The sequence below is a fragment of the Jannaschia seohaensis genome (assembly GCF_900116765.1).
Taxonomy (GTDB): Bacteria; Pseudomonadota; Alphaproteobacteria; order Rhodobacterales; family Rhodobacteraceae; genus Jannaschia; species Jannaschia seohaensis.
Map to the genome: position 1 here is coordinate 150,036 of NZ_UETC01000006.1, position 21,229 is coordinate 171,264.

Consider the following 21,229-nt stretch of genomic DNA (forward strand, 5'->3'; position numbering starts at 1 on the left):
AACGGCCCCTGGCCTGCGGAGAGGTCCCGACGCGCGACATGCTCAGAACAGCATCACGTTATCGATGCCGAGCCGTAACGGGCCTTCGAAGGTCGCGATCACCTGCAGCCGCCAGGGCCGTCCCGTCCGTCGATATCGAAGAAGAGCTGCTTGTTGCGCAGGCTGAACGAGGCGAGCCCGTCGTTCAGCAGCCCCCGGATGTCGGCCGGAGCCAGTGCTCTGGGGTCGGTACCGCTATCGCCCAACCCGAAGAACCGGTCGTCCAGGAGCAGCTTGTCCTGCGTATCGAAATCCATGATCGCCGCGTCCGGCGGGGGATCGGTCCGTTGGAAGGCGAAGTCGTCCGCCCCCTCTCCGCCCGTCATGACGTCGTTGCCACCGCCCGAGGCGAGAACGTTGCTTGCCGCGTTGCCGAGCATCTCGGTGTCGCCGTCTTCACCGAGGAACCGCGCGGCGCAGTCGATCCGGAACCGGCCGCGAGCCGGATCAACGGCCGCGTCGCTCCCCTCGACCGGCAACCGATCACGCTGATCTCGCGCGCGATTCCGTTCTCCGCGCTGGCTTCCCATCATCAGGCGGCGGAACGCCGCCCGAACGATAAAGCCGCCCTCAAACCCCATGCCGAGCTGTGCCCACCCTGCGCCAGACGCGCCGCCAGGGCCGGTCAAGCGGTCAGATGCGCCGCCAGCCGAAGGGTGAATTGCAGCAGCGGGAGGGTCGGGTTGGCGTGGCCGCTGGTCGCGAAGACCGAGGAGCCCGCGACATAGATGTTGTCCGAGCCGTGGATGCGGCAATTCTCATCCACGACCGAAAGATCCCTGCGCCCCATCCGGGTGCCGCCCATGTGGTGATTGCCGCCGTAATCCTCGTGCTCGGGCCAGTCGCCCCCGTCCGCCAGCCAGTCCTCCAGGCGGATGCGGCCCAGATCGTTATCCACCAGCCATTCGTTGAACAGCAAACAGGAGGACAGGATCGTGTCGCGGTCGATCTGCCGGGTCCGCCAGTGCAATTCAGAAAAGGGGATGCCGAACTTGTCCCGCGCCTCCGACAGCGCGATCCGGTTATCCGCAAAGGGCGCCTGTTCGGAGGAGGTGCGCATCCGCACGCCACAGACCAGGTTGCGATCCGCCAGCGCCACGAGACGGCGTCCGAGGCCCGGCGCGATGCACAGGATCTCGTTCAGAAGCCGGCGTGTCCGGTCGCGGCCCTGCCGATCCAGCTCCAGACGGCAGTTCATGATCCCGTTCGCTCGCAGCACCGAGGAGCGCAGCCCGAAATACTCCAGCTCCTCGACCGAGGTCGAGACGATGGCCTCGCCGACGCGGGTGCGGGGATGCTCCATCCAGTAGCGGCCGATGGGCAGGCCTGCGTCGAAGAAGCGCCCGCCGTGACGCGCGTCGAGCCAGAGCAGCATCCGCGAATTCTCGATGCCCCCCATGGCGAGCACGAAGCGATCCGCCGGGATCGTAACCTGCGCGCCGTCGTAATTCGCGAAACGCGCCGAGCTGGCGGTCTGCCCGTCGCTTTCCAGGTCCAGAAAGTTCGCCGCGAGATAGAGGTCGATCTGGTCGGACCGCTCCAGCTCGGCGCGGTATTTCTGCTCGAACAGGGTCGGCGGCGAGAACTTGAAATCGATATGCTTGACCCGCGCGCTGCCATCCACCGGGCCGTCGCCGAAGGCGGGATCGACATCCACCAGCGCACAGGCCTCGGCCAGGAACGGCGCGATGGCGTCGGCCCGGATCGGCCATTCGAATTCGGGGCCGAGATCGCCGCGCTCGAAATCGACGGGGTCGAAGACACGGCACATGCCGCCCCAATGGTTCGTGCTCCCCCCGAGAAAGCGCAACCGGCAGGAATCGAGCGGAAAATAAGGATCGCCGAGGATCTCGCCGCGATACACGTCCTGCGAGGCGTCGGTGTAATAGTCGAGACCGCCTTCGCAGAGGGCGACGCGTCTGCCGGCCTGCGCCAGCTTGCGGGCCAGGGTGATGCCCGCTGCTCCGGCGCCGATGATGCAGGTATCGTAGGCCCCTTCGGCGGGGCCGTCCCCGGAATTGAGGTCGATGATCATCAGCTATCGTCTTTCCGAAGCAGCCAGACGCCGCGACGCACGCGCCGACCGAAAAAGACGGACCCCGATCCGGCCAGCAGGACCGCTACGTTCAATATCGAGGCAAGGACGTTGCGTCTGTCAAATCTTCGGGCCAATCCTGATCTCCTGCGCATGTCCGAAACGGAGGGCAGGAAAAGACTACGCCGAATTGGGATCAGGTTGGGCCGATTTCATGGCTGGGACGACATTTCGGCGCGCCTGTCGTCGGAATGCGACGCGGCGGGGCGGTCATGGGGGCGCCGCTTCGGACGGGGAGGGACGGCTTGTCCGACCTCCGAGCGGCAACCCGGACCCGCAAAGACCGCAGTCGGCGCCCGCCCTGCGCCGACAGGACCGCGATCCGGCCAAATGATCGCCTTGAAAGGGAACGATACCCCCGTCAGTTTCCCCTGCCCAGAGGACCGACGCCAGATGACCGACGCCGACAGCACCGCCCGCCCGTCCCGCCTGCGCCAGGTGCTGATCGTCGGAGATTTCGCCGACCTCATCAGCGGCCAGGCCAAGGTGGCGATCGACAGCGCCCTGCTGCTTGCCGATGGCGGCATCGACGTAACCTTCTTCGCCGCCTGCGGGCCGGTCAGCGCGGCGCTGGAGCATCCGCGCATCCGGACCGTCTGCCTCGATCAGCGCACCATTCTCGACGATCCGAACCGCCTGCGGGCCATGGCGCGCGGGATCTGGAACGGCCCCGCGCTGACCGCGCTCCGAAAGGTGACGGCCGAGCACGATCCCGCCTCGACGGTGCTGCATTGTCACGGTTTCGCCAAGGCGCTGTCGCCGGCGATCGGTCGCGTCCTGGCGGATGGCCCCCTGCGCAGCGTCTTCACCATGCACGAGTATTTCCTCGCCTGTCCGAATGGCGGCTTCTACGACTATCGCCGCAACGAGATCTGCACACGCAAGCCGCTTGGCGCGTCCTGCATCGCCACCGATTGCGATGTGCGCCATCGGGCCCACAAGATGTGGCGGCTGGTCCGGGGCGCCGTGGCGGCCGGGCCCGGCAAGCTGCCGGGCGGGCTGCGCGACGTCATCTTCATCTCGGAGACGCAGCGGCGCGCCATCGAAGCCTATCTGCCGGAGGGGGTCCGTCTGCATTCGGTGCCGAACCCGGTCGAGGCCGGGGGGCCGCAAGTGGATTGGCGCGCAAATCGCCACCTCGTATTCGTCGGCCGCCTCTCGCGCGAAAAGGGCGCGCTGCAACTGGCCGAGGCCGCGCGGGCGCTTGGCCTGCCCGTCCGCTTCGTCGGCGACGGACCGGAAGCGGACCCGATCCGCAAGGCGAACCCGGAGGCGGAGATCACCGGCTGGGTCACCCCGGAGGACGTGCAGCGCCATCTCTCCGAAGCCCGTGCCCTGGTCTTTCCCAGCCTGTGGTACGAGGGCCAGCCCCTCGTGCCGATCGAGGCGCAGCTTCGCGGCATCCCAGTGGTCTGCGGCCGCTGGAGCGCCGCCGCGGAGGAAATCCGCGACGGCGAGAACGGGATCGTCTACGACACGCCCGGCACGGCTTCGCTGGTGGCGGCGCTCGGGCGGCTGGACACGGTCGGGACGTTCGACAGCGCGGCGCTCGCCCGGAGGGTCGCTCCGGAGGCGCATCGCGACCGGCTCATCGCCCTTTATGAAGGGCTGCTCTCGACCGCGCCCCGCCAGGCGGACAGGTCGAGCCCGAATTCCCGTTCCAGCGCGGCATAACCCGGGGCGAATTCTTCCCGGAGCGTCGCCAGGGTATCGGCCGCGACCTCCTCGCCGCCGGGCCGGGCGTTGAGCTTGCGATAGACCTTGCGCAGCGCGTGATAGGCCCGGCCCTTCGGCAACCGCGCCCGGACGGCGATGTTGAGCCGCTGGAGCGCGCGGCTGCGAGGGCGGTAGGTCTCGTTCTCGGTCGCGAAGGCGTAACCGTCGTAGAAGCCCCGTTCCAGGCCGATCCAATCCGCCAGATCCTGCATGAACCCGCGCGGATCCCGGCGAAGGGTGTCGAAGGTCGCCACGAACATCCGCTCCTCCCCCAGCGCCGCGCGCCATCGGCGGAGATAGCGCAGGTAATCCGCGTTCCCCAGCGCGTCCCGGGCCAGTTCGTTGCCGCCGAAGGTCTCGCCTCCGGCATGCAGGGCGGCCACGTAAGCTTCGAAGGACATGGCCTCGGGGATGTAGGACCAGTTGTTGCGGTAATACCCGTAAAGGGACCGGATCTGCTCTGCCGGATCGCGGAGGATGAAGATACATCGCGGCGCCGTCGCGAGATCGGGAATATGGCGCAGCGCGGTCTCCTGGTAGATATAGGCGGGCGTGGAATCGAGGATCGCCGCGGGACGGCGGTCGCCGGGCAGATCGAATTGCTGGCGATAGGCCTCCCAGTCGGACCGGACATTGGCCTCCGGGCGGTAGATGTGGCTGTCCGGATCGACGAAGAAACACGCCTCCTTGTCACGCGCCCCGACGACGTCCGGGTGATCGCAAAGCCAGGCGTGGACCGCGCTCGTCCCAGCTTTCGGGACGCCGCAGATGAACAGGTCAGGCAGCCACTCCGCCTGGGCCGCAGCCGTGGATCGGCTCATGAGTCCCGTGACCCCGCGATCTGGGACGGGTCATGGCTTTCGAGGCGGGCGGCGGAGGCCAGATGCGATGCGCCGCCACGCTCCCTCCGGGCGCGGGCACGGCCGCTCTCCGCGGCGGGCCTGCGATCGGGGTCGGCAAGCTCCCGGAACAGGTCGTCCAACCCACGGCACAGCCTGTCCGCCGAAAAGCGGGCCTCGTAGGCCGCGCGGGAGGCCGGGCGCATCCGGCGCAGTTCCTGCTTGTCGAGGCCCCGCAACAGCTCGGCGAGGATTTCGGCATCGAGCGGAAACACGGCGCCGGTCTCGCCCGAGCGCACCAGGGCGTCCATCCCGCTGCGATCGGAGCACAGAACCGGGGTCCCGTTACGGAAGGCCTCCGGAATGACCAACGGCAAGCCTTCCCAGCGCGACGGCACGATGACCGCATCGGCCGATTTGTACCACGAGTCGATCTGGTCCCCGGCGACCCATCCGATCTTGTGCACGCCGTGCGGCAGGGGGCCGGTGACCCCGTCTCCGCGCACGGAACCGCCGACGAGGTAGAGATTGAGGTCGGGACGATCCGCCCGGCGCAGAGCCTCGAACAGGATGTCGAAGCCCTTCTGCGGATCGAGCCGCCCCACGAACAGCAGATGCAGCGCATCGGGCGCATCGGAAAAGAGCGCGCCATCCGCGTCTGGCGCAGGCGGCAGGACGGCGTTTTCGAGCACGACGAACCGTCCGCGATAGCCAAGCCGCTCGGCCAGCGCCCGCTCATGCTCGGAGACGCAGACGACGCAATCCGCCAGACCCGCCAACCGCCCCTCGACGGCGCGCACCAGCCGCGCCTTCAAGCCGTTCGTTCGAACCGTCGAGATGGCCCAGGAATGCGGGCAATAGATCGCAGGGCGCCTGTCGCCGCCAAGCCGCAGCGCGGCCAGGCCGGCCAGGGCGAAGGTGCTGTGAAAGAAGACGATATCGGGATCGAGACGGTGGACGAGTTGCCGCATGGCGCGGACCATGTTTCGCACCGCCGTGGCACCGCGGCCGGGCCGATCGAAGAGATGGCGGCGCAGGCCGCTTCCGACGAAGTCGGCATGTTGCGCCGGAAGCAGATGGTGCATTTCGTGCCCGTCGGCTTCGAGCCGCGAAATCACCTTCTGGTAGATGCCGACACCGCCATGCGCGGTCTCGCAGACGTTCAGGACTTTCATGGCTCGCCTTCCTTTCCCGGCGAGACGGGGCGGAACGGAGCCCGGGTCAGGAGGCAGGACGGTTGACCGGTGCGGGAGACGCACTAGGCCCTCTCGCGGTCCGCGTCTCTCCCCGAACTCTTCCGCCTCCCCTTCATCACCCACTTACACACACGCCCCCCCGCGGCAAAAAAACTACCACAGAAGCGCCACACCCCAAAAGTAGAGGATACATAACTGTTACAATTGAGTCCACGAGATGATCGACGGAGGGGAAGGCCCGATTCGGCGCGCCACCCCGGGGCAGGCCCCGGGCACGCCGCGCCGATTCCGCCCTCCCGCTCGGATGTCCGGCAGGCGTGGCCGAGCGGTGGCCGCAGGCTTGGCAGGATTGCCGCATTTCGCGTCAGGGGGCGGATGAGTCGATGATTGTCACGGATCGCCGTACAGAGTTTTTCCTCGCAGCTTCGGGGCTTCTGCTACAAGCAACCGACTCCAGAGTGATTGGGTAAATGATGACAGATGTCCGGCCCACCCATGCCGAATCGGTCCCCGATGAGGCGGCTCTTGCCGAGGTGCTCCGCCAGGGCATCGCCTTCCTGCGCCGGTGGTGGCTGAGCATTCTGGGATTTTCCCTGCTCGGCGGGATCGTGGCGGCCTATCTCGTGCTTCAGGTCGAGGATCGCTTTCGCAGCGACCTGCTTCTGCTGGTGGAGAAGCCGGTCGACCGGCCCCTGGAGGCCGAGGGACCGGGGGCGATCACCGATGACAGCTATGTCGACGGCCAGATCTTCGTCATCGAATCCCGCCGGCTGCTGCGCGAAGTCGTCATCGCCGAGAACCTGACCGAGGAACGCTTCTTTCAGCGCGAACCGAAATCCTGGCTCCAGACGCAGATCGGGACAATCCGCGGCTGGGTACTCGGCAATCCGGCCCCGCCGGCGGGGCCCGATACGGAAGACGACCCCGAGGTCGATTTCGCCGTCCGCGTCCTGGCGCGAAACCTGTCGGTCAGCCGCGAGGACGACACGAACGTCATCGAGATCTCCTTCAGCGCCACATCCCCCCGGCTTGCGGCGCGGGTCGCAGATGCGGTGGGCGATGCCTTCGTCCGGAGCCGCGAGGCCGCGCAGAGAGCACGGGCGGGACGGGTGTCGGGCTGGCTCGACGAGCGCGCAGTCCAGTTGCAGCAGCAGGTGACCGAGGCGGAAGATGCCGTCGCGGCCTTCAAGATCGAAAACGACCTGATCGGCGGCGCCCCGGGCCAGACCCTCAGCGAGCAGCAGCTGACCGAGTTCAACACCCAGCTGATCCTGACGCAGACCGAACTGGCCGAACGCCGCGCCGCCTATAACCGCGCGCGCGAGATCCTGGCGGCCAACGGCGACATCCAGTTGCTGCCCGACGTCCTGGCCTCTCCGCTGATCGCGGCGCTGCGCGAGGACGTGCTGAGCCTTCGGCGGCGCGAGGCGGAGTTGGGCAATCGCGGGGTCGAGAACCCGCGCCTCGATGCGATCCGCGACGAGATCGCCACGACCGAAGCGCAGCTCGATGCGGAGGTCCGGCGCGTCGTGGTCGCCATCGGCAACGAGGTCGAGACCCTGGAAGCACGGCAGAGCCTACTGCTGGAAAGACTGGCCCAAGTCGGGGGCAACACCAACGCCGCCAGCCGTCTCGGCGTCGATCTGCGCGAGCTGGAACGCCGTGCCGCCGCCTATCGCATCCTCTATGAGCGCTATCTGTCGGAGACGGCGCTCGCCGAGGAAAGCGTCAGCTTCCTGACGAGCGGGGTCGAGATCATCGACGCCGCCTCGATCCCGCGCGACGCCTATTATCCGCCGAGCAAGTTCTTCGTGGTCATGGGGCTGATGTTCGGGGCCGCGATCGGGACCTTCCGCGGCCTCTTCCGCGAGGCGATGGAGACCGGCTTCCGAAAGGTGACGCAGGTGCAGCAGGGCCTGGGACTGCCCGTCCTCGCCTGCGTGCCCCGGTTGCCGCGCAGATCGAGTGCCCTGGACCTGCCCGCGATCCAGCCCCAGGCGCCATTCTCGGAGGCGGTCAGCACGTTGCGGCACCGGCTGGTTGGCTTGTCCAAAACCGAGATGGGTAAGGTCGTGCTGCTGACCTCGGCCAATCCGGGCGAAGGCAAGACGAGCCTGGCCGCGGCCCTCGCGACCTCCGCCCGCCTGGCCGGGCAGAGCACGCTGCTGATCGACGCGGACCTGCGCCGCAGGGGCCTGTCGCGGCTGCTGCGCCTCGACGGCGAAGAGGGGCTCGCCGAACTCGCGCGGAGCGGCGAATGGGATCTGAACGAGGCGCTCCAGGTCGAGGAAAACCTGTTTGCCCTGCCCGCCGGCGAGGTGAAGGGGAACCCGTCGGATATGCTCGCAAGCGAGGCACTGTCCTGGTACATTGAAGACGCGCGGCAGATCTTCGACGTGATCATCATCGACGGCCCGCCGGTCGCCAACATGGCCGATGCGCAGATCCTTGCGGAAATGGCCGACAGCGTCGCCTTCGTGGTCCGTTGGGCGCAGACGCCACGCAACGTGGCGCGCGCCGCGCTTTCCACGCTTCCGCCCGACCGGGTCGCCGGCATCGCCCTGACGGCCGTCGATCTGAGGACGCTGTCCTATTACGGCGAGGCCTATGAGGCCTTCACCCCGTCCGGTCCGCCGCAGCGCACGGCTCAGGCCCGTGTCTCTGTCTGAAACGGCACTTCGCGGCCCCGGACCCGGCCTCTTCGACCGGCTTGTGGTCGTCAATCCCGCCATCCTGTTCATGGCGTTCCTGCCGCTGCAATGGATCGAGGTCACGCGGCTCGGCGGCTTCGATATCGTGCTGCCCTATCTGGCGGTGCTGCTCGCCTTCGCGGTCATCGCGGTCTCGGATGCGCATGCGTCCCGCTTCGTCGGCCTCACCCGCGAGGCGACGCCGTTTCTGCTGCCCTACGTCTTCTACCTGCTGATCATCATGGTCGCGCTGAAGGGCAGCCCGGCCCAGGGCATTCCGATCCGGCAGGTCTTCTTCATCGGGTCAGGGATCGCATTCGGCGCGATGCTGATCGCCGGTCGGGATGTCGGCCGCGTGCTCAGGCTCTCGGGACTGGCCGCGCCGGTCGTTTTCGTGGTCACGACCGAGATCATCGCCCGTGGCCTCGGTACCAGCTGGGTCGAGGCGCTGACCCGATTCTTTACGGCGGGCGATCTGGAGTTTCTGACCTATTCCTTCTTCCGGGACATCTTCAACGCCCAGTTCGAGACGGACGACCTGGTGATCACCGCCGCGCAGAAGAACGCGGTGGCCGTGGCCCTGCTGATCGCGATGCAACTCTTTGCGGCCGGACGCGTGCCCGGCGAGCGGGACCGCCCGGGCCTTCTGATCCTGGGCGTCTTCCTGGTTCTGCTGCTGATGCTGAACGCGCGGTCGGTGCTGCTGGCCGCGATGGTCTCGCTGCTGCTCGCCGCGCTGATCGGGGCGCTCCGGGCGCGGCGGATCGGTCTGTTCAGTGCCTTCGCGATGGCCTTCGCGACGATCAGCGGGATCGTGGCCCTTGCGATCATCGCGACCTCAGACAGCGCGATCGTCGAGACGCTGCGGGACCGCTTCACCTTTTCCGACCATTCCACCGATGCGCGGCTGGGCCAGTATAGCTGGGCGATGTCGCGGATAAACGACAGCCTGCTGCTCGGGAGCGGCTATGCGGAACTGCATGGTCAGCCGGTGCACAACCTCTTTCTGGGCGCCTTCATGCATTCGGGTCTGCTCGCGTTCCTGCTGGTGGTCGCGGCCTATCTGAGCCTCTTCACCTTCTGGCTGGTCTTTTGCGCCAGGATCGTGACCCGTCCGGGCTTCTGGACGCTCCCCATCCGGCCGGAATGGGTGGCGGTCCTGCCGCTGCTGCCGATGTTCCGGGTCTGGGTCGCGGGTGGCGCGGGGCATCCCGCCCTGGGAGAATGGATGGCCATCATGGCCTTTGCCGCGCTCCTTGCGCTCAACCGCTGGACGAGCCTCCGCCGCCAGGGGTGAAGGGCGCCGTGCCCCCCGGGACCGGGCCGGCGACGCGGGGGCGCGACCCGGGACAGTGACGGATCACGGGCCCCGCTAGGCCCTGACATCCATCCCGCCGGCAAAGGCGCGTTCATAGACGGCGATGTCCGGGGCGCAGATCCGTTGGATCTCGGCCTTGGTCTCGGGCGCAAGGTCCGACAGGGTCAGCGAACTGCGCCCTTTGCCGCCGCGATTCTCGTGCCCGATCCTGACCCGGATTCCGAGCCTGTCTCTCAGCTGGGCGCGGAATCCGTCGAGATCGTCGAGGCGGCCGACGGCCGAGAACTTCTTGAGATTGAGCACGGCGCGCTCGATCGCCTCAGCGGACCCGAAATCGGCATCGCTGGGCAAACCGCTGAAAAACTCGCTGTAGCTCGCGCCCATCTGACGGGCGCGGTCCGTCGTTAGAAATTCCTCTAACGGCTCTTCAATTCTCGCATGCGCATTGGGTTTGTCGAAGCTCCAGTTGTAATGGGACAGAAAGCGCGCGGCGGGATCGCGGAGGATCGTGATGAATTTGTAGCGCTCCCGGAAACGGTCATAGGCCACTTCGGAAAAGCGGACGTGAAGCGAAATGCACCGCACATCCTCATACATCAGATAAAGCAGCATCTGTTCGCGCAGATCGAGCACGTCGACGAGCATGCGCTCGCGGTCGCTGCGACCGGTGAACGCCTCGAATGCGCGAAAACTCGACTCCGGGACGACCGTAGCCTGGCTGAGCAGATAGCGCTTGCGCAAGGCGCGCCCGACGGAGGTTCCCCCGCATTTCGGGACATGATGGAACACGAAACGCTGCGGAAGGGCACGATCCAGCATCGCGCGACGGAGGGATTTCGCGGTATCGACGACATTCATGGCGTGGCTCCTGTCTCGCCTTCCGGCCGGCGCAAGACTTCCCCGAGGCCGCGGCAAAGACAAGGCGCGAGTCGGCGTCGGGATTTTCCAAAACGCCTATCTTTTCGGCATCTTTCGCGCCGGATTTGTGAATTTACCTTTTCACCCGGCGCATTGCGCCCCCACGCCGAATTGTTGCGCAAAAGGAGTTGCACGGTTTCGCCGCCCTGTCTCCGGAGGCAGGGCGTTAGCGGTGGACAGCGACGGGAGCCGGATCGTAGAGTTTGATGCCTGCGTATCGATTGCCGCCAGACCGGCGCCCTTTTTTCTAGATCGCGATGACGTCTATCGGACCCCTTCCGCGCACCAGGGCGCCCTCTCTCCGTCGCAATATCGGATTTGCGGTCAGCGGGCGCATGGTGTTCGCGGTCACCCAATTCGCCATCCTGATCCTCGTGGCCCGGCTCGGCACGCCGCAGGATGTCGGGGCGCTGACGCTTGCCTCGGCCATCGTCACGCCCCTTTTCTTCCTGACCTCGATGGGGATGCGGGACGCGCATAGCGTCGACGATCTCGTCTCCTACAGCCGGGCCGATTACGTCGCGCTGCGGCTGGCCGGCGGCAGTTTCGCGCTGCTTGCGACGGCCGCCATCGCTTTGGGGCTATATGGGCAGGACGGGTTCCTGGTCTACGGCTCCGCCATCGCCCTGGCACTGGTGAAGTTCTCGGGCGCGCAGATGGCGCTCAATCACGGGATGTTCCAGCGGGCGGAGCGGCTGGATTTCACGGCGATTTCAAACGCCATGCGCGGCGGCATGGGGCTGGCGGCGTTCGGCCTCGTGTTCTGGTACACCCGCGCCCTGCCGCTGGCTCTGCTTTGCGAGGCCCTGGCCTGGGTCGCGAGCTATGTCTTGGTCGACCGCCCCCTGCTCGGCCGGATCGGGGCGCGGACCAGCTGGGCGGAGCTGTCGCGGGCGCAGGCCCGGACGGTGCTCCGGCTGGCCTACTGGATCCTGCCGCTGGGGCTTTCGGGCTGGTGTCTGCGGGCCGCCCTCGCGGCGCCGCCGCTGATCCTGGAACGCCATGCCGGGCTGGCCGCCGTCGGTCTGTTTGGCGTGCTCGCCTATGGCCATTCGGCGATGCTGATGGTCGCCAACAGCCTCGGCGGCGCGGTCGCCCCCAGGCTGCGAAAGTATTACCGCAACGGTCGGCGCGCGCCCTTCCTGCGGACCGTGGGGCTGATGTCGCTCGTCTGCGGCGGCTTCGGAGCGGGGATGGTCGCGGTGGCCTGGCTGGCCGGCGATCCTTTGCTGGAACTGGTCTTCGGGGTCGACTATCGCCGCGGCGACCTGCTGACTATCGTGATCTTCGCCTCGGCGCTGAGCGTGACGAGCGCCCCGCTCGTCGCCGCGATGAACGCGGGCCAAGCCTTTCGGAAGCGTTTGCTGGTGACGGCGAGTGGCCTGGCGGCGGCGGCGGTCGTCTCGGTCCTGCTGATCCCGAGCTACGGCATCGCGGGCGCCGCTTGGTCGATGGTCGCGCTGACGGCGACCCATGCCACGCTTTACGCGGCCCTGTTCGTCTTCGTCCTGCGCGCGATGCCGCCCCCCCTGCCGAAGGACGCCCCCGACGCGTCCGAGGGGAGATAGCCCGTGGGAGTCGCCGCCTCGGCCAGGTCCATGATCCAGCGCGCGATGCTGGAGCGCCGGGTCCGCCGGTCTCTGGCGGAGGCGCGGGCCGGCCTCGTGCGGCTCTCGCGCCGGCCCGGCGGGCTCTCGTCAGAGTTCAAGCGCCGCGCCGAGGCCTATTCCGGCGACGTGTTCGGCACCCGGCAACACGCTCCCTGGCTGCATCTCTACTCGGAGTGTCGCGGTGAATTCCGGGAAGGCTGGCTGCCGGTCAGCTACTATTTCTCGGAGGTGCTGGACCGGGCCAATGGTGGCTATCAGCACATGGCCCGCCACCGCGCCGCGAACACGGCTCTGTTCGGGTCGGACGCCTTCCCCGATCTGGCCTATTGCGTGAACGGGCGGCTGATGTGGGCGGACTACACGCCCTGCGACCCGTCGGAGCTGGCGGGGCAAGCCAAGGATCTCGTCTTCAAGCCCGACCATTCGGGGTTCGGGCGCGGCATCCGATTCCTGTCGGCCCGCGACCTCGACGCCGCGCGGATCGCGCGTCTGGGCAACGGCGTGCTGCAACCGCGCCTGATCCCCCATGACAGCTTCGCGCAGATCGACATGCCCTCCCTCGCCACCCTGCGGATCGGGACCGTGGTCGGGCACGACGGAGAGGTCTCCGTCCGGACCGCCTATCTCAAGATGGGACGCAAGGCGGAGTCGCATGTGATCTCGGCCAGCCAGGTGCGGGTGCCGGTCGACTGGCGCACGGGTCTGCTGGCCGCCGATGGCTACCTGGCCGATTGGACGCCGGTCACAGCGCATCCGGATACCGGCGACAGCTTTGCAGGTCGCAGCCTGCCCGGGCTCGACGAATTCGTTGAGATCGTCACTTCCCTGCACCGCAAGCTGCCGCTGGCGCGCTATCTCTGCTGGGATCTGGTCCGCGACGCGAGCGGTCGGATCCGCGTACTGGAATGGGAGGGCGGCGTCGTCAGCTTTGCCGAGGCGACGCAAGGCCCATGTTTCGCGGATCTTGGCTGGGCGCGCGGTCAATCCAATGGCTAAGGACCTGCCCCTCGACACCCCATCGCGGCCGCCGCGCATCCTGTTCGTGGCCAGCGAAGTCCTGGGCTGGAAAACCTATGCCAAGCGGATGCGGCGCGCCCTCGAGGCCCGATCCGACATCTCCCATGACATCTTCAGCTGGCAGCCGCCGCGCCTCGGCACACTGGCGGTCAAGCGCCACGGCGGCGGGCGCCTGTCCCGCCTCCTGCGCCCGCTCGACCCGATCCATGCCTATCGCTTCCATCTCGGCCGCGAGATCCGGGCCGCAATCCGCCGAAGCCGGCCGGACATCGTCCATGTCGCCGCGCATTGGCCGGCGGCGGCCTTCGCCTCGGATCCGGCGGCGCTGCCCTATACGCTCGCCTTCGATTGCACCCGTCACGGGATCAACGCCTTGCGCCAGCCGCCGGCCTGGTCCGACGGCGACCTCGTCCGGGAAGCGGCCCTGTTTCGCGGAGCGGCGCATCTCTTTCCGATGAGCGACTGGGCCGGGGCCTCCCTGGTCGCGCAATGCCGTGTCGCGCCCGAGGCGATCACGATCAGCCCGCCCTCGGTCGAATTGTCGGCCTTTGCGCCGCCCCGCAGCCATGACGGGGTGCCGAACATCGTCTTCGTCGGCAACGACTTCGCCCGGAAGGGAGGGCGCCGCCTCGTGGAATGGGTCGAGGGACCGCTGGCCGGGCGATGCCATCTGCATATCGTGTCACAGGATCCGGCGGCGCAGGTCACGGGCCGCCACATCACCGCCCATGGCCCTATGGCGCAAGAGCAGCTGTTCCAAGATCTTCTGCCGGAGATGGATATCTTCTGCTTGCCAACCGCCCTGGACATGTCGCCCCAGGTTCTCGCCGAGGCCGCGGCCGCCGGTCTGCCCGCGGTCGCAAGTGACCTCGGCGGCATCGGCGAACTGGTCCGCCATGAGCAGACGGGGCTGCTCGTGCCTCCGGGGGAGGATGGGGGCTTCGTCGACGCGCTCGACCGGCTGATCGCCGATCAGGAGGCACGGGCGCGCATGGGTCTCGCCGCGCGGCGGCACGCCGAGACCGTGCTGAACGCGGACCTGACCTATGGCGCCGTCGTCGACCGGCTGGTCGCACTCGCCACGCGTCACGCCGCGCCGTCCGATGTCGCCGGGGCGCGCGGATGAACCTGGAAACCGGCATCGCGCGGGCCGATCTCGACACGCGGGTCGAGCCGTTCCTGCTGCGCCGCATGGCGCCCGATCCGGACCCTGTGCCGGTCCGCAGGCTGGTGCCGAAGCTGACCTGGAACCGGCTCGACCTCGCGATCAAACGGGCGTTTCTAGAATCGCTCGGGGACCGCCCGTCCGAGGCCGCCGGTCGCCGCTACGACGCGCATATCAAGGCGTTTTCCCTCGGCGAAATGCAGGAGCCCGACAGTGCGGCCAAATCCGGGGCCGAGGCGTTTCGCGCCTCCTTCGTCGAGACGCTCACCGCACTGGACACGGAGGGATTCGACCCGCAGCGCAGCTTGGTCCCGCTGGCGACGGATGGCACGATCCTGAATGGCGCGCACCGGACGGCGGCGGCAATGCATCTCGGTCGGGAGATCGTCGCGATCGAAACAGGGCTGGAGCCGTTCGTCTACGACTACCGCTACTTCCGGGGTCGCGGCATGTCGGACGCCGATCTCGACGCGGCGGTCACCGATTACGTGCGCCTGTCCCCGGATGCGGCGGTCGCCCTGCTCTGGCCGGCGGCCGAAGGGCGCGACGCGGAGGTCGCGCGCGTGCTCGGCCCGCTGGTCTACCGAAAGGAGCTGTCCCTCACGCCGCGGGGGGCGCATAACCTTCTGAGCCAAGTCTACCGTGGCGAGCCATGGCTCGGCCCCGCCGAGGAGGATCACCCGGGCATCGACCGCAAGTTGCTGCCCTGCTTTTCCGGAGGCGGCGGGTTGCGGGTTCTGGTTCTCGACCTGCCCCCCGATCGCGACCGGGTGGCGCTAAAGGACGAGATCCGCGCGTTGTTCGGCCTGGGCAAGCACTCGATCCACATCACGGACGACCATGCCGAGGCACTCGACCTCGCGCGGCTGCTTTTGAACGCCCATGGCGTTCACATGCTCGACCATGCTTCGCCGAACCGCTTCCCGGAAGTGCGGCAGTTGGCGGAGGAACTCCGCGGCGTCCTCGACGCGAGCGGTGTCCCGGCGGATGCCGTGGCGATCGACTCCGGCATGGTGATGGGCCTCTACGGATTGCGGGCGCCGTCCGATCTCGACTATGTCGCCGCCGCACCGGGGCCGCAGACGGATCGGATCGAATGGCACAAGGGCGACCGGCACGGGATCCCGGTGACCGAATTGCTGACCGATCCGCAGTATCATTTCTTCTATTGGGGGCTGCGGTTCATCAGCCTGTCCCAGGTCACGGCGATGAAGGCGCGCCGTCTGGCCGGACAGGATGCCGAAGATCTCGAGCGGATCCGCCAGCTTCCGAGCGTCGCGCTTCGGTCGCCGTGGCAGGACTTCGTCTATCGCGCTCGTTTCCTGCAATCGAGGACGAAGCGTCAGGTCATCCGCGGCCTCGCCCGGATCGGACTGAAGGAACCTGCGCGCAGGATCTACCGCCGGGTACGCGGAGGATGGCGTCGGTAGGTCGTCCGCCTTTCCGTGCTCCGGTGCGGGAGCTCGCATTGGTAGGGTCGGTCAGGGCTCGCGACGTCGGCGCCCTGGGGTTCGATCGCACGATCCGACATTGGGAGCCGGTGTTTGCGCGGGCCAACTGGCTGCTGTCAGGCCTATACCCGGATGTTCGCATTGGCGACGCAGCTGGTTCCGCTCTGCTGTTCAACATGGAGAAGCTCTTCGAGACGGTACTCGGACTGCACATCCGGCATGCTTGCCAGGTAGAGGCCGGTGCTCGCCTTTCTGTCGGACTTCAGAGCCCTGTGAAGAACCTCGCGACGGCGGGCTTCCAGCTGCGCCCCGACGTTACCGTTCAGACCGGAGACAAGTGCGTCGCCATCTTCGATGCGAAATGGAAGCGCCTCGATCTCGCCGAACCGAACTCGGGCGTCTCGAGCGGCGACGCGTATCAGATGAACGCCTACGCCAGTCGCTACCGCTGTAAGCGACTCGCGCTCGTTTACCCGGCCTCGAGGGACTGCCCGCCAGGAAGGATCACCGAGTTCGTGCTCATGACCGAAGAGCGCCCGGTACTGGATGTGGTCGCGGTCGATGTTCGAGAGCTCGCCTTTGGCACCGGAATCCCGGTCGGCATCGATGCGATGATCCCGATCGAGCCGCACTGGAAGCAACGGTCATCGCAGGCACCGATTTACGAAGCGGTATGAAGGACTTCGGCCCCTCTTTCTTCCACATTGCTTCCACGGGTGGTTCAAACGCAAACGCCGCCCTGGAGGGCGGCGCGTAAGCGTTTGGAAGCGCGAGGGTATTTGGTTGCGGGGAGAGGATTTGAACCTCTGACCTTCAGGTTATGAGCCGTGTTGAACGAACCATGAACAATCACTCGGAACCGCGAATTCTTGCGCAATTTCGGACACTTGCCGATCCCGGAGCTGAGGCTCCGCTTCGCACGATCTGTCGGGATTGCGCAGCGTTTTTCGGCCTCGTGCTTCCACAATGCTTCCAAGGGGCCGTGAGCTGATTTTCCGGTAGCACGACCATCAGGCGGCGGTGAGCGACCAGAAGCCGAACTTCCTGCCGTGTTCCTCCTTCAGCCGGGCGACATAGGCGTCGTGCGTCTCGAACGCGCCGAAGTCCGGGATGTCGCCCGCGAGCCGCGCGCAGCTGGCGAGGTGCTCGGCGGCATAGCGATACCGCTTCGCCCGCGTTCTGGTGAGCGTGAAGTCGATCATCGCGCGGAGCACCAAGGTCGCGGCCAGCGGATGACGCTCTGACAGGGCCTCCGCCGCGGGGGCGAGATACTCGTAGTGGTCGCCGTCGATCTCGTCGTGCCGGGCCACCAGGAGTTCGGCGGCGCGATCCAGCGCTGGCCAGTCGAGGAAGAATTGCAGGGTGTGAAGAAGGCTTGGATAGGCCATGGCGTGCGCCATCGCCCGCTCTTCGGCCTCGATGTCGTCGAAGTCGGGCAGCTGCTTGAGATAGGCCCGCAGGTAGCTGTCGGAGAGTGTGCGTTCGAAGCAGTCCCTCCGGAACGCCTGCGCCTCCTCGCCGCAACCCAGCGCCTCCAGCGTCTGCAGGCGAATGTCCTGCCAGGCCAATGGAACCCGCAAACCGTCGCCGAGCTCCGCGCGCTCGAGGAACCCCAGCGCCTCGCCCGCCCTGCCGGCCGCGAGCAGACGCTGCGCAATCTCGGCCGCGATCTGCGGTACCTTGCGGGTCTTCGGATCGTACTGGGCGATGAAGCCGTCGACGTCTCCCTGCGCGTCGGCGATGTCCTTGAGCGCCATGGCGACCGTGCTGGTGCGCTCACGCGCCCGCATCTCGTGCTCGTAGGTGGTGCCGCCCGTGCCCCAGCCCACCGCTTTCCATTGGTCTTTCGGCGGCACCGGCACGGGCGAACGACCGAGTTCTTCGGCCATCGATTTCAGGGCCGCGAGCCCCTCGTCGCCAAGCGCCGGGGCCATGATGCCGATCAGGCAGTCATACTGGCCATAGCCGTTGTCCTGAAGCGCATCGAGAACAGTGCCGGCGAGCGCCTGCGGGTCCGGACGGACCTTCTTGGCAAGCTGACCCAGATCTGCACAGGCCTGGTGGAAAATGCCGATGACGGTGCCGCTGGAGTCGTCGCAGCGCTCGAAGACGGGCGTGGCCAACGCCATGAACCGCCACATGAGCGTGAGCGCCTCGTCTGGATCGGCGGGCGCGATCTGCTCGACGATGGCGCGACGCTGGGTCTCGAGATCCGTGACCACCGCCTTGCGGTTCTTCCAGGTGATGAAGCTGCGGGCCCGGGCGATGCTGGTCAGCCGCTTGGTGATCTCCCGCGCTGCCTCCCTCGGGCTCTGGGCGCCCGCCAGCGCCAGACGCAGCTTGCGCTTGGCCGCCGCATTGCCGGTGCTGACCTCGATCAGCAATTGCGCCAGGCGCTCGGTGCCCAGCGCTTCGAGGTTCTTCGCATTGAGGGTGGTCTTGGAGGCCATCGGATCGCCAGTTCTTTTCCCCGAGCCTATCAGCGGCCAGCGGGATCCGGAACATGCGTTCTGATTCGCTGGGCTCGTCGATTTCCCGCATCAGCGCGCCAAAACGCCTTGCGCGGAAACGCGAGGAATTTCCTTTTTCTTCGCGCTTTCAATGTGTTCGTTGACTGTCGGCCGCACTTCAGCACTTTGGAACTTCGAGAGAACCACCGAAGAGCGCCATGCCCAAGATCACCAAACGCCTCGTTGACGCCGCAGAAGCCCAACCCGCCGAATACTTCGTCTGGGACAGCGAGATCCCCGGCTTCGGACTGCGCGTGCTGCCGAGCGGGCGCAAGGGCTACGTGGTCCAGTATCGCGCCGGACGCCGATCCCGGCGGATCAGCTTAGGGCCCAGCACGGTCCTGACCTGCGAGCAGGCGCGCAACCGCGCCATCTCCATTGTCGCTGCCGCGCGCAACGGCGCGGATCCCGCCGCCGAACGCGACGCGGGGCGCAAGGCGATCATGGTGAAGGAGCTGGCCGAGAGGTTCGACAAGGAGCACATCGCGATCCGCGTGAAGGCGAGCACGGCCAAGGAGTACCGCCGCAACCTCGAACGTTTCATCCTCCCTGCGCTCGGGCAACTCACGGTCACGGGCATCACCCGGGCGGACGTGGCGAAGTTCCATCACGACCTCCGCCACATTCCCTATCAAGCGAACCGCTGCCTCGAAGTGGTCTCGAAGATGTTCAGCCTCGCCGAGATGTGGGGTCTGCGTCCGGACGGCACCAACCCGCGAAAGCACATCCGGAAGTACCCAGAGGAGAAGCGCGAGCGGTTCCTCAGCGCGGCCGAACTCCGCCGCATCGGCGAGGTGCTGCGCGAGATGGAGGCGGAGGGAATCGAACTGCCCTCGGCCATCCTCGCCGCCCGCCTGCTGATCCTGACCGGCTGTCGTTTGAACGAGATCATGACGTTGCAGTGGACCCACGTCGATCTGGCCGAGCGCGTCCTGCGCCTGCCGGATTCCAAGTCCGGCGCCAAGGTCGTCCATCTCGGACAGCCCGCCGTCGACCTGCTCCGCGACGCCCAGCGCATCGACGGGAACCCGTGGGTCATCTTCGGCACTCTGTCTGGCAAGCGCCTGAGCGATCTACAGCCCTTCTGGCAGCGCGTCCGCGCCCGCGCCGGCGTGAAGGACGTCCGCATCCACGACCTGCGCCACACCTTCGCGTCCACGGCCGTCGCATCCGGTCAGGGCCTGCCGATGATCGGCAAGCTCCTTGGACACACGCAGGTCCAGACCACGGCACGCTACGCCCACCTCGCGGCCGAACCGGTGCGGATGGCGGCGGATGCAGTGGCGCAAAACCTCAGACAATCCTTGGGATAATCGCGCGCTGACGCGCCCCTTTTCGATTGATCGCGCAGTTCGCATGCACCCGTTGTTTGGCACCTGCTAGGCATCGATCGACACTTGGTGGTCGAGACAGTTGGACAGCCGCCCGCTTGCCACACTCCATGCGCGCGTCATGCGGAGCTCCGAAGCCATGGTGGCTTTGGACAATGCCCATCAGCATGGGACGAGTACCGACGTTGTCGGCAACCCGCGAGGCGTGAACCAGTCTCCGCCCTGTTGACCCGGACCGGCTGCTGTTGATTATGATTAAGTCTAGCCGTTGTGGCCATGAAGCGCTTTGGCACGCCTAACCCGCCAGTGACGGAGGAAGACGATGACATCCGGCGAGTTTCAGAACCTACCGATCGATCAAGTAAAGCTTGATACGACGAACCCAAGAATTCGCCGATTTCTTGAGATATTCGATGAGGGCGTGATCGGTGATCACCATATCGGCCTTGCTCTGAATGCACCATCGAGTGATAGCCCGACAGCTCTGGCCGACACCACAACGCCCTCTAGGCTAAGAGAGTCCATCATTGCCAATCGCGGTATTCGCCAGCCGATCATTGTGGATAGGCGAGAAGACGGCTCGCTCGTCTGCATCGAAGGCAACACGCGGCTGTGGATTTATCGCGATCTCCACAAGAAGGGTGCTACCGGAGACTGGTCGAAGATACCCGCTCTGGTACACAACGGCCTAGAACCCGAAAGCATCGATGCCATTCGTCTGCAGGCTCATCTTGTTGGGCCGCGCCCGTGGGATGCCTACTCCAAAGCGCGATATCTGCACGAGCTACAGAACGTGGAGTTGATGCCTCTTGAGAGAATCGTCGCTCTTTGCGGGGGCAATCAGAGGGACGTAACGCGCTCGATCCAGGCCTACGCCGACATGGAGGAGTTCTATCGCCCGCTGTGTGAAGCGGACGAGTTCGATCCGGAGCGATTTTCCGGTTTCGTCGAGTACCAGAGCCCTCGCGTTCAGGAGGCTATCCTCATGAACGGCTTTTCGGGCACGGACTTTGCTGAGTGGATTAAGGATCGCCGTATCAACACCTTGCAGGAGGTGAGGCAACTTCCTGCAGTGCTGAAAGACAAGAACGCAAAGGCCATCTTTCTCAAAGACGGGATGAAGATGGCGATCAGGGCGCTCGATCGCGAGGCGGACAATGTCGAACTGCAGAAGGCATCCCTTGCACAACTGGCCGCTGCGATTGCCAGCAAAGCGTATTCGATGCCGGAAATTCAGTCATTCAGGGAAGATGACGGAGCCACATTGAGGCACGTTGAAGCGGCGATAGATGCTCTGCAGACCCTGCAATCATTGATCGTTGACGCTGGCTGAT

At 66.5% G+C, this 21,229-nt stretch carries 16 protein-coding genes; 10 read left to right on the forward strand and 6 right to left on the reverse strand.

What is annotated here, in order from left to right; genetic code table 11:
- Positions 1–98: 98 nt before the first annotated feature.
- Positions 99–668, reverse strand: a complete 570-nt coding sequence (locus DTQ71_RS14225; RefSeq protein WP_146204862.1) for a hypothetical protein — start codon at positions 666–668, stop codon at positions 99–101.
- Complete coding sequence (locus DTQ71_RS14230; RefSeq protein WP_109564963.1) at positions 665–2,074, reverse strand: GMC oxidoreductase; 1,410 nt, start codon at positions 2,072–2,074, stop codon at positions 665–667. The genes DTQ71_RS14225 and DTQ71_RS14230 overlap by 4 nt, the downstream gene beginning before the upstream one ends.
- Before the next feature lie 453 nt (positions 2,075–2,527).
- Here DTQ71_RS14230 and DTQ71_RS14235 point away from each other — a divergent pair, with 453 nt between their 5' ends.
- Entirely contained in the window at positions 2,528–3,808 is a 1,281-nt protein-coding gene (locus tag DTQ71_RS14235; RefSeq protein ID WP_170125432.1) for a glycosyltransferase family 4 protein, read from the forward strand.
- Here the strand turns inward: DTQ71_RS14235 and DTQ71_RS14240 are convergent.
- Both DTQ71_RS14240 and DTQ71_RS14245 read right to left on the reverse strand, forming a co-directional pair.
- Positions 3,733–4,671, reverse strand: coding sequence for a sulfotransferase family protein (locus DTQ71_RS14240; RefSeq protein WP_109564965.1), 939 nt, complete (start codon positions 4,669–4,671; stop codon positions 3,733–3,735). The genes DTQ71_RS14235 and DTQ71_RS14240 overlap by 76 nt on opposite strands.
- Entirely contained in the window at positions 4,668–5,864 is a 1,197-nt protein-coding gene (locus DTQ71_RS14245) for a glycosyltransferase family 4 protein (protein WP_109564966.1), read from the reverse strand. Before DTQ71_RS14245 ends, DTQ71_RS14240 begins: the two co-directional genes overlap by 4 nt.
- A gap of 491 nt (positions 5,865–6,355) precedes the next feature.
- Between DTQ71_RS14245 and DTQ71_RS14250 the strand changes: the two genes are divergently transcribed.
- Positions 6,356–8,554 carry a GumC family protein gene (locus DTQ71_RS14250; RefSeq protein WP_109564967.1) on the forward strand — a complete coding sequence of 733 codons (2,199 nt, stop codon included), beginning with the start codon at positions 6,356–6,358 and terminating at the stop codon, positions 8,552–8,554.
- On the forward strand, positions 8,541–9,872 hold the full coding sequence (locus DTQ71_RS14255) for a hypothetical protein (RefSeq protein WP_146204863.1): 1,332 nt from the start codon (positions 8,541–8,543) through the stop codon (positions 9,870–9,872). Before DTQ71_RS14250 ends, DTQ71_RS14255 begins: the two co-directional genes overlap by 14 nt.
- Positions 9,873–9,947: 75 nt before the next feature.
- Here DTQ71_RS14255 and DTQ71_RS14260 read toward each other — a convergent pair whose 3' ends face one another.
- Positions 9,948–10,751: a sulfotransferase family 2 domain-containing protein gene (locus DTQ71_RS14260; protein WP_109564969.1), complete on the reverse strand. Its 804-nt coding sequence runs from the start codon at positions 10,749–10,751 to the stop codon at positions 9,948–9,950.
- Between the two features lie 395 nt (positions 10,752–11,146).
- Between DTQ71_RS14260 and DTQ71_RS14265 the strand changes: the two genes are divergently transcribed.
- From DTQ71_RS14265 to DTQ71_RS14285, 5 genes are read left to right on the forward strand one after another with little or no spacing between them, the layout of a single operon-like run.
- The gene (locus DTQ71_RS14265; RefSeq protein ID WP_109564970.1) at positions 11,147–12,379 is read left to right on the forward strand and encodes a lipopolysaccharide biosynthesis protein; all 1,233 of its coding nucleotides are present in this window, start codon (positions 11,147–11,149) and stop codon (positions 12,377–12,379) included.
- 3 nt (positions 12,380–12,382) lie between these two features.
- The gene (locus tag DTQ71_RS14270) at positions 12,383–13,417 is read left to right on the forward strand and encodes a sugar-transfer associated ATP-grasp domain-containing protein (protein WP_170125433.1); all 1,035 of its coding nucleotides are present in this window, start codon (positions 12,383–12,385) and stop codon (positions 13,415–13,417) included.
- 46 nt (positions 13,418–13,463) lie between these two features.
- Entirely contained in the window at positions 13,464–14,564 is a 1,101-nt protein-coding gene (locus tag DTQ71_RS14275) for a glycosyltransferase family 4 protein (RefSeq protein WP_170125434.1), read from the forward strand.
- Entirely contained in the window at positions 14,561–16,033 is a 1,473-nt protein-coding gene (locus tag DTQ71_RS14280) for a hypothetical protein (RefSeq protein ID WP_109564973.1), read from the forward strand. Before DTQ71_RS14275 ends, DTQ71_RS14280 begins: the two co-directional genes overlap by 4 nt.
- A gap of 23 nt (positions 16,034–16,056) precedes the next feature.
- Positions 16,057–16,731 (forward strand): 5-methylcytosine restriction system specificity protein McrC, encoded by a 675-nt coding sequence (locus tag DTQ71_RS14285; protein WP_211317138.1) that lies wholly within the window; start codon positions 16,057–16,059, stop codon positions 16,729–16,731.
- 333 nt (positions 16,732–17,064) lie between these two features.
- Here the strand turns inward: DTQ71_RS14285 and DTQ71_RS14290 are convergent, their stop codons facing one another.
- On the reverse strand, positions 17,065–18,504 hold the full coding sequence (locus DTQ71_RS14290) for a DUF6880 family protein (RefSeq protein ID WP_109564974.1): 1,440 nt from the start codon (positions 18,502–18,504) through the stop codon (positions 17,065–17,067).
- Positions 18,505–18,722: 218 nt separating this feature from the next.
- On the opposite strand from DTQ71_RS14290, the gene DTQ71_RS14295 reads away from it, so the two are divergent.
- Together DTQ71_RS14295 and DTQ71_RS23185 are read left to right on the forward strand one after the other, a co-directional pair.
- On the forward strand, positions 18,723–19,877 hold the full coding sequence (locus tag DTQ71_RS14295; RefSeq protein ID WP_109564975.1) for a tyrosine-type recombinase/integrase: 1,155 nt from the start codon (positions 18,723–18,725) through the stop codon (positions 19,875–19,877).
- A gap of 340 nt (positions 19,878–20,217) precedes the next feature.
- A complete protein-coding gene (locus tag DTQ71_RS23185) occupies positions 20,218–21,228 on the forward strand; it encodes a ParB N-terminal domain-containing protein (RefSeq protein WP_146204866.1) in 1,011 nt (336 codons plus the stop codon).
- The last annotated feature ends 1 nt before the right edge of the window (position 21,229 follow it).